Source organism: Anaerotignum sp., assembly GCF_045122575.1.
Classification (GTDB): domain Bacteria; phylum Bacillota; class Clostridia; order Lachnospirales; family Anaerotignaceae; genus Anaerotignum_A.
In genome coordinates, this window is the sequence record NZ_JBGVHV010000008.1 from 1 (window position 1) to 7674 (window position 7674).

Sequence of the window (7674 nt, forward strand, 5' to 3'; positions counted from 1 at the left end):
CTTCTATGATGCCTATCTGGCAAATCCCGAAGATGACCGCCTGTTCTGTGGCGCAGATATCTGTATGCTCGTTCTGTCCGATCTGCCCGTCAACGGCACCCTTGCCATGACCAGCATGGAACTGATGGCCCAGGCGCAGGGCGTCGGCGTGCTGTACAGCGGCTTTTTGCAGCGCATCATTCTGGACACCCCCAAGGCATTGGACTTCTTAGGTCTGGACGGCACACAAACCCTAGGCACGGTGATACTCTTCGGTATGCCCGCTGTGACCTATCGCCGCACTGCCCCCAGAAAGAAAGTCAATGTTACATGGAAATAAAAGAAAGCGTGATTCCGCAGAATCACGCTTTTTCTATTTTTACATATAAATATTTTTTCGTATATGCATCGGGCTGAAATTTTTCCGAAACTCGCAACCCCACTGCCCAGAGGATTTCTTCTCCCGCAGCGATCAGGGGAAGGGTTTCCCTTTCGTTTCTGGGGATTTTTTCGTCAATAAACAGGTCTTTGACCTTCTTCCTGCCATTTTTTATGGAAATAACATCCCCCGTTTTTCTGCTGCGGCAGAAAAGTTCTCCATGGATTTTATCGAAATCAAAGCATTTCATATCCTCTGACAGAAGCTCTCCTTTTTCGCCTGTCCATGCGGTAATGCGAAGCCCTGTTTCCGAAATAAAGACCGATTCTCCCAAAGGGAGGAGGTACCGATAACCTTCCGCCCTTTCTTTTTTCATGGTCAGCACCAGCACATCATAGCGGTTTTCTGCATGGACGCCCTCCAGAAAATCACGGCTTTTGCCCGTTTCTTTCTGCAGCAGGTCTTCCAATGCTTCGATCTGCGCCTGTGAAAAATCCGCAGACAGGAAGGCTTCCATCGCTTTTCTAAGAACTCTCCTTCTCATGGCAGGGTGCAATGCCTGCAGTTCTTTTCGCCTCAGGCGCACTTCTCCCTTTGGCGCATCCGCTTTTACCTTCTCATAGCAGGCGGCCGCCTGCCCTTCCAGAAAATCTTCCTCCACAGAAAGCAGTTCCGCCGTTTCGGAAATATGTTCCTCCGCCTTGGAGTTGATCTCCGACAAAAGGGGCAATACCCGCAGGCGCAGCTTATTTCTGGTATAGGTTTCCTCCTGATTGGTGGCATCTTCCCTCCACATCAGATCGTTTTCTCTGCAATATTGTTCGATTTCCTCTCTGCTGCAGAAAAGCAAGGGACGACAGATCTTTTCCCGGACGGGGGACATTCCTGTCAGCCCCCGCAGCCCCGTACCCCGACAAAGGCGCATCAGCACCGTTTCCGCCTGATCCTTGCGGTGATGGGCAACGGCAATATAGCCCTCTTCTCCTGCAACTTCCCGAAAGGCGGTATAGCGCAGCAGGCGACCCGTTTCTTCCTCACCCAGTTTTCTTGCACTCGCTTCCGCCTTCACGTCATATTTTCTGACATGGCAGGGAACGCCCAGTTTCGTGCAGAATGCTTTCGCAAAGGCCGCATCCCCATCGGCATCTTCCCCACGAAGGCCATGATGGATATGGACAGCAGTGATCTCCCAGCCGAATTCCTCTTTCAGACTGCAAAGAACATGCAGCAGGGCTACGGAATCGGCACCGCCGGAAAGCCCCACGACGATTTTCGCATGACAGGGAAACATATGAAATTGTGCAATGGTATTCCGTGCTTTTTGCCACATTTTCCTCTTCCTTTCGGTTTTCTCTAGGAATACTCTACACGAAAACAAACCAAAGCGCAAGGTTATGCCCGTTTCTTCCAGAACCGCCCCGCCAGAACGGTCATATCATCTCTGCGTTCCTCCTTCCGTTCCTTTTTTGCCTCCTGCAGGATATATTCTGCGGCATCTTCGGGATTTGCCACGGGAAATGCCAGTAATTTCCCCTTCAGCCATCCTGCCGTTTTCTCCTCTCCCCCCAGGGCATCGGTGATGCCGTCGGTCACCAGAAAGAGCATGTCTCCATCCTTCAGGAGCATCTCATTGGTTTCGGGAATCACCTGTTTTAAAATGCCCGCAGGCAAGGTGGTCGCCCGCAGAGAAATCACCCGATCATTCCGCCAGATATAGGATGCCACCGCCCCCAGTTTTACAAATTCCGCATGACCATTGAATAGATCAATTTCACAGATATCCAAAGTAGCATAGGTCTCCTCACCCCTTCGCAGTAATAATGCGGAATTGATCATTTTTACAGAAAGCTCCCGATCAAATCCCGCTTCGGTGAATTGCTCCAGCAATTCGATGGCCACACGGCTTTCCTTTGCCGCCTCCGCCCCTGTGCCCATGCCGTCGGAAAGGGCCAGCAAAGCCCGTCCCTTTTCCGTTTCCAGAAAGGCCGCCGCATCCCCCGTGGGTCTGCCCCCCTCCGCCGGCGCAAAGGCTGTTGCCGTATGGATGGCGAAAACAGGCTCCTCCCGAAAATGCAGGGCACAAAAACGCCCCTCTGCATCCACGGCGCAGGTACCTTCCTCCTGCAAAACCACAGGGCAATCCAGTATTTGTTTCACCAAAGGCAGAATTTTATCCCGACAAACGCCTTTTCCGCCGCAGGCAGGCAGCGTGATCCGCACCTGCCGCCCCCTTCCGCTTTTTTCTTCCGTCACCAGCACCTTTTGGGGATGGAATCCCTGTTTCTTCAGCGCTGCCGTCAGGGCATCCTCCATGCCTTCCAGAAAAATGCAGTCCAGTTCCATCTGGCCCGAAAGAGTCTGCATGATCTCTCCCACAGCCTGCATCTGCTGCCCCACCAGTTCCCGACATTCCGAAAGGCGGCTGCCCCAGACCTGATCTCTGCGATAGATCTCATAGACCTCGTTGACCATTTCCGTAAAGTTTTCCAGACGAGGGCAGGTCTCCTGAAAATAAGGGGGCAGGTCAGCCTTCTGCAGCCTTCCCTTTTCCTCACAGGCCGACAGGGCAGAAAATGCCATGCTATAGGTACGGTATAATTCCTCCTCCCAGCAGTAATGGGCCAATCCGCAGCCCTGACAAACCTTCCCCGCGATGGTATCCACCAATCGGCTGACCCTCCCTTTTTCCATCCGCTCCTCCTGTCTGCGGAAGGTCTTGGCCAGAGCGTCAAAGGCCGCAGCACAGCCCAAAAGTTTTTCTTCTGTCATTTCTTTCATTTTGGTATAACGGTCAGCAGGGCTTTCCGTTGCCCTTGCACCGCTGATTTTTTCCAATGTTCTTTGGGGGAACAGGCAAAACAACACCGCTCCCCCGCATAAGCCCCCCAGCCAGAAGGGCTGCAATTTTTCCGCATCTATGTAAAACAGGAACACACAGGGCGAAAGCACCATAGCCAAAGCCGATGCCGCCCGTCCGAAGTCCCGCACACAGCCTGCCAACAGTCCCCCCAGAGAAAGGGCAATAAACAACGGCATGTCAATGCCGCCGCAGACAAACAGCAGGAATCCCAAAAATACCCCAGCCGCCGCACCGCCGCCCATGCCCTCCTGCCTTGCAGCCAGAAGCAGGCAGAAGGATGCCGCCATAGGCAGAAAGGACTGCTGCAACCCCCTTTGCAGCGTTGCCATACCTGCCAAGGTTCCCCCCGCCAGAAGCACAAATGAAATGGTTTCTTCTCTGGTCAGGATCAGATATCGTTCCTGCGCCAGCAAAGCGGACAGCCCTTTTTGCAGCAGAAAGCTGACCGCCAGCACCAGACTGCTTTCCATGGCGGCAAGGGCAAAATAAAACCCCAGCCCCTGTCGGCTGATGGCATAGAAAATGCCTGCCAGCGCCATGGCAAAGCTGCCCAGAAGAGCTTTTTTTCCATATTCCTCTCTTCCCACGAACCGCCCCAGTGTCAGCTGAATGGCTGCAGCTGCAGCCAGACCTGCCCCCGCTTTCAGGGGCACGGCAGAAAAAGAGCCGATCCCCACCATCAGCCATACAGGCCAGAACAGCCAGCCTTCCCCAAAAAAGGCAGAAAGATAGCCCAGCCCCATGGGATGCAGGATCTGCAATACCTCTCCCCTCCCCCAGAAATAACCCAGCAGACAGAAACAGCCTGTCCGACCGACAGCTTTCCATGGAAAGCCTTTCTTCGGCTTTTTTTTCGGCAGGATAGCCTTGCCAAAGGCAGAACGTTCTTCCGTATATTCCAATGTGATTTCCGTTTTTTCCATAACCTTCCCTCCATATATGCCCATTCTAGCCAAACAGAACCGTTTTTTCTGTCGAAACAGGGAAAGCACGCCAAAAACTTTTCGACAAGACTTGCAAATCTCTTTTGGGCACAGTAAGATGAAAAGGAAATCAACGGATGAGCCCGGATAAGGCGATTGTCTTATCCGTTTTTTTATGCAAAGGAGGAATCTATCATGTGGCACATGCTTTGGCCTGTTCTTGTTGTGATCGGCGCAAACACGCTCTACCATATTTCTGCAAAATCCACCCCTGTGGGCATCAGCCCCTTCGCCTCTCTGGCACTGACCTACGCCATTGCCGGGATCGTTTCTCTGGCCATGTTTTTCCTGACCGCCGAACAGAAAAATATCCTGCAGGAGATGGCAAAGGCCAACTGGGCGACCTACGCTCTGGCAGCTTCCATCGTTTTTCTGGAATTCGGCTACCTCATGGTTTACCGCACAGGCTGGCCCGTCAGCACGGCCTCTCTGATCTGCAATCTGTCCGTATGCTGCATCCTGCTTTTTGTCGGTCTTCTGTTCTATCGGGAAACCATCACCGCCAGACAGATGCTGGGGATTTTCGTCTGCTTCGTCGGGCTGTTTCTGGTTGGCAGATAATCGAAGGGCATCCGTCTTCCTTCGATTGACAGAACCATATCATACCGATATACTAAGAGAAGAGATTGCACCGCAAGGAGGAATGAAGAATGAAAAGAATACTTTCTATGCTCACAGCTGTTCTGATGGCAACAGGTATGACCACCACCGCTTTCGCAGCAGAACTGAGCGTTACTGTGGACGGCAGCTATGTTGCCTGGACAGACGCAAAACCTTTTATTGATGAAAATGACCGTACACTGGTGCCCCTGCGCCCCATCGCCAACGCATTGGGTCTGGAAGTTTCCTGGGATGATGACAAAAACACAGCTTCCTTCACTGATGGCGAAACCACAGCAGAATTTGTTGTTGGTGCCAATGAGTACCACGCTTTCCTGAATAACTATGATTTCCATGTATATGTGAAAATGGATACGACTCCCATCATCAAAGACAGTCGTATTTATGCTCCCGCCAGATATCTGGCTGAATGTTTCCATTATGTGGTAGGCTGGAGTCAGGCAGCACAGGAAGTAGTGATCACAAAAGAAACTGCCCCTGATGAAGAAATCATTGTCGAGCCTGCCCTTCCCATCATTGCAGAAGGGGAAAAAGCTGCTGCTGAACCCATGGTAACATCCCCCGGCATCACAGCTGTCTCCAACATTGCATTGAACGGCATGGTAGAAGATCCGGATATCTTCGCATATGAAGCCGTTATGGACTGCCCTGTTGACTCCAACGAAAACGGTCTTTTGATGGAAGATGGTTATCTTGTTTTCGATCTGCAGCCTGCCATGGATGTCGCTCCCGGCACATATACCGTTACTTGGACACTGCCCGGCGGCTGGTTTGAAGACGGCGAAGACGTGATCGTAACTGTTCCTCTGACTGTAACAAAAACAACGGTATTGTCTGCCATGACAGCAGCAGTGGATGATCTGGGCAGAACAAACTTCTATGTAGCAGAAGATGCAACTGCAGAAGAGATCAACGCAAAGATCATGGAAGATTTCTGGTTGTTCCATAACACCTCCTTTGCACTGGAAATTTCCGAAGGCACACTGGTACAGGATGAATACGGTGATCAGTTCTGGGAATTTATCATAACTGTAACTGACACAGAAACAGGCGAAAACCTTTCCTGCACAGCAAAATGCGGTCTGGAATACGAATCCTACGACTGGTAAAATGACAGCAAAAAAAGCACTTCAGAACATTCTGAAGTGCTTTTTCATTTATCTGCTATATTTCTTCTTCATGCGGATATCGTCTCCGAAGAATTTCAGTGTGGTATATTCCCCGATAAGGCGGCTCATCACGCGATCAGAATACTGATCCATCAACGCCTTATAATCCAGATTGGTGGAGATCACCACGGGTTTCCGTCTGAGTTTTCTGTCGTTGATGATGCGGAACAGTTCCGATGCGGTGAACATGGTGGCAAATTCTGTACCAAGGTCATCGATGATGAGCAGGTCTGCTTCCAGCAGTTCTGTGTCCCAGTCCATAGGTTCTTCTTCCTCGTCTCTATGGAAACGCAGTTCTTCCAACTGCTTGAACAACTGTCCTGCCGTCAGGTAAAGAACGGTTTTCCCCTGATCCAGCACATCTTTGGCAATACAGTTGCAGAGGAAGGTTTTCCCTCTGCCGCTGCCGCCATAAAGCAGCAGGTTATCCCCCGTAAAATCTTCCGCAAAGGCCATAGCCATGCGCAGATTTCTCTGGGCATTTTCCTTGGGAGAGATTCCTTCCGCCTTCACCACTTCCTCGCTGAACAGGCGCAGGTCGAAGGTATCGAAGTTTTCCAGTTTGATCACATCGCGGACATTGGACTGGTCATACAGTCTGTCCATCAGTTTATGTTTCATGCAGCTGCAGAGTTCATTTTCCACATATCCCGTATCCTGACAGGTTTCGCAGACATATTCCATCTTTAAAAGGCTGGGAGACAGGCAATGTTTCGCCATCAGGGCATCCCGTTCTGTTTTCAGAGCCTGCTGATTTTCTTTCAGCTGTGCCAGCGCCGCTTCCCGGCTTTCCGGCTGCATCAGCACCAGTTTTGCCGTAGAAACCCCCAACAAGGAAAGTTCCTGCTCGATTTCTTCCAGTCGGGGCAATTTCATATAAATGGCTTCTCTGCGTTCCCGCAGTTCTGCCGCTTTTTGGGTGCGCAGAGCGTCATATTCTCTGAGCACTTCTTTATAAATTTGCGTTCTTGTCGCCAAAGTCCACCCCTCCTGTTACCATTTTTCTCTCTGTTCCCGTTCCAGTCGTTCCAGTTCGGCAAAGTCCCACTCGCTCTGGGTATAATTGATGAAACGGTTCTGTTTCGGCTTTGCATTTGTCTGGGCTGCAGGCTGTTCCGTCGGCACACTCTGGGCTTTTTTCGCCGCAAAGGCTTTATCCAGTCCTTCCACATCCGCCACGGATTTCACCCCTGCCGCCTTCCAGCTGGTCAGGATCTTATCCGCATAGGCGAAGGAAGCCTTCCCCGTCTGCATCACCGTTCGTTCGCAGGCCATCTGCACCACGTCCATGGGCAGTTTATAGTCCTGCAGCCATTTTTTCATATAATTTTCTTCCGCCGCCACAGGCATTCGGTTCTGTCCAAAGGCCTTCATAATGGCGCGGAAGCCTATTTTTCGCAATTCGATATATTCGATGGCGCGTTCTTCCGTATTCACGCCTTCTTCTGCCCAGCCGATGGCGACCTTTTCGATATAACGCATGCCGCAGTGGCCATTGGCTGTGCAATAGCTCAGAAGCAGTTCGATCACATCCACGGGCAGCCCCAGCCAGTCATGGAAACTGAACAACAGGCTCATATCGTTATGGTTGAGCATTTTCCCCAGTTTCTGCTGAGCGGACTGGAATAGTTTTTTCATGCTTTCGCTTTTCTGCATATAAACCGCCAGTTCCGCAGGGGAATA

General features: G+C 51.3%; 6 protein-coding genes and 1 pseudogene. 3 read left to right on the top strand and 4 right to left on the bottom strand.

Annotation, left to right across the window (positions count from 1 at the left end; translation table 11 throughout):
- Positions 1-319, top strand: a pseudogene (locus tag ACJMLT_RS00240) (nitroreductase); the annotation flags it as partial.
- Between the two features lie 22 nt (positions 320-341).
- Here the strand turns inward: ACJMLT_RS00240 and tilS are convergent.
- Positions 342-1688, bottom strand: coding sequence for a tRNA lysidine(34) synthetase TilS (tilS, locus tag ACJMLT_RS00245; RefSeq protein WP_405724823.1), 1347 nt, complete (start codon positions 1686-1688; stop codon positions 342-344).
- A gap of 62 nt (positions 1689-1750) precedes the next feature.
- The gene (gene spoIIE, locus ACJMLT_RS00250) at positions 1751-4141 is read right to left on the bottom strand and encodes a stage II sporulation protein E (protein ID WP_405724826.1); all 2391 of its coding nucleotides are present in this window, start codon (positions 4139-4141) and stop codon (positions 1751-1753) included.
- A gap of 195 nt (positions 4142-4336) precedes the next feature.
- On the opposite strand from spoIIE, the gene ACJMLT_RS00255 reads away from it, so the two are divergent.
- Both ACJMLT_RS00255 and ACJMLT_RS00260 read left to right on the top strand, forming a co-directional pair.
- Positions 4337-4762 carry an EamA family transporter gene (locus ACJMLT_RS00255; protein ID WP_405724829.1) on the top strand — a complete coding sequence of 142 codons (426 nt, stop codon included), beginning with the start codon at positions 4337-4339 and terminating at the stop codon, positions 4760-4762.
- Positions 4763-4851: 89 nt separating this feature from the next.
- Positions 4852-5931 carry a copper amine oxidase N-terminal domain-containing protein gene (locus ACJMLT_RS00260; protein WP_405724832.1) on the top strand — a complete coding sequence of 360 codons (1080 nt, stop codon included), beginning with the start codon at positions 4852-4854 and terminating at the stop codon, positions 5929-5931.
- A gap of 48 nt (positions 5932-5979) precedes the next feature.
- On the opposite strand, the gene ACJMLT_RS00265 is transcribed toward ACJMLT_RS00260, so the two are convergent.
- Together ACJMLT_RS00265 and ACJMLT_RS00270 are read right to left on the bottom strand one after the other, a co-directional pair.
- Positions 5980-6969 carry an ATP-binding protein gene (locus ACJMLT_RS00265; protein WP_405724835.1) on the bottom strand — a complete coding sequence of 330 codons (990 nt, stop codon included), beginning with the start codon at positions 6967-6969 and terminating at the stop codon, positions 5980-5982.
- Between the two features lie 15 nt (positions 6970-6984).
- A partial coding sequence (locus ACJMLT_RS00270; protein ID WP_405724838.1) for a DnaD domain protein occupies positions 6985-7674 on the bottom strand: 690 nt, incomplete at its 5' end.

Bases quoted from the DNA above. Each gene is read 5' to 3' on its own strand.
- tilS (WP_405724823.1), bottom strand. From the start codon at position 1,688: ATGTGGCAAAAAGCACGGAATACCATTGCACAATTTCATATGTTTCCC.
- spoIIE (WP_405724826.1), bottom strand. From the start codon at position 4,141: ATGGAAAAAACGGAAATCACATTGGAATATACGGAAGAACGTTCTGCC.
- ACJMLT_RS00255 (WP_405724829.1), top strand. From the start codon at position 4,337: ATGTGGCACATGCTTTGGCCTGTTCTTGTTGTGATCGGCGCAAACACG.
- ACJMLT_RS00260 (WP_405724832.1), top strand. From the start codon at position 4,852: ATGAAAAGAATACTTTCTATGCTCACAGCTGTTCTGATGGCAACAGGT.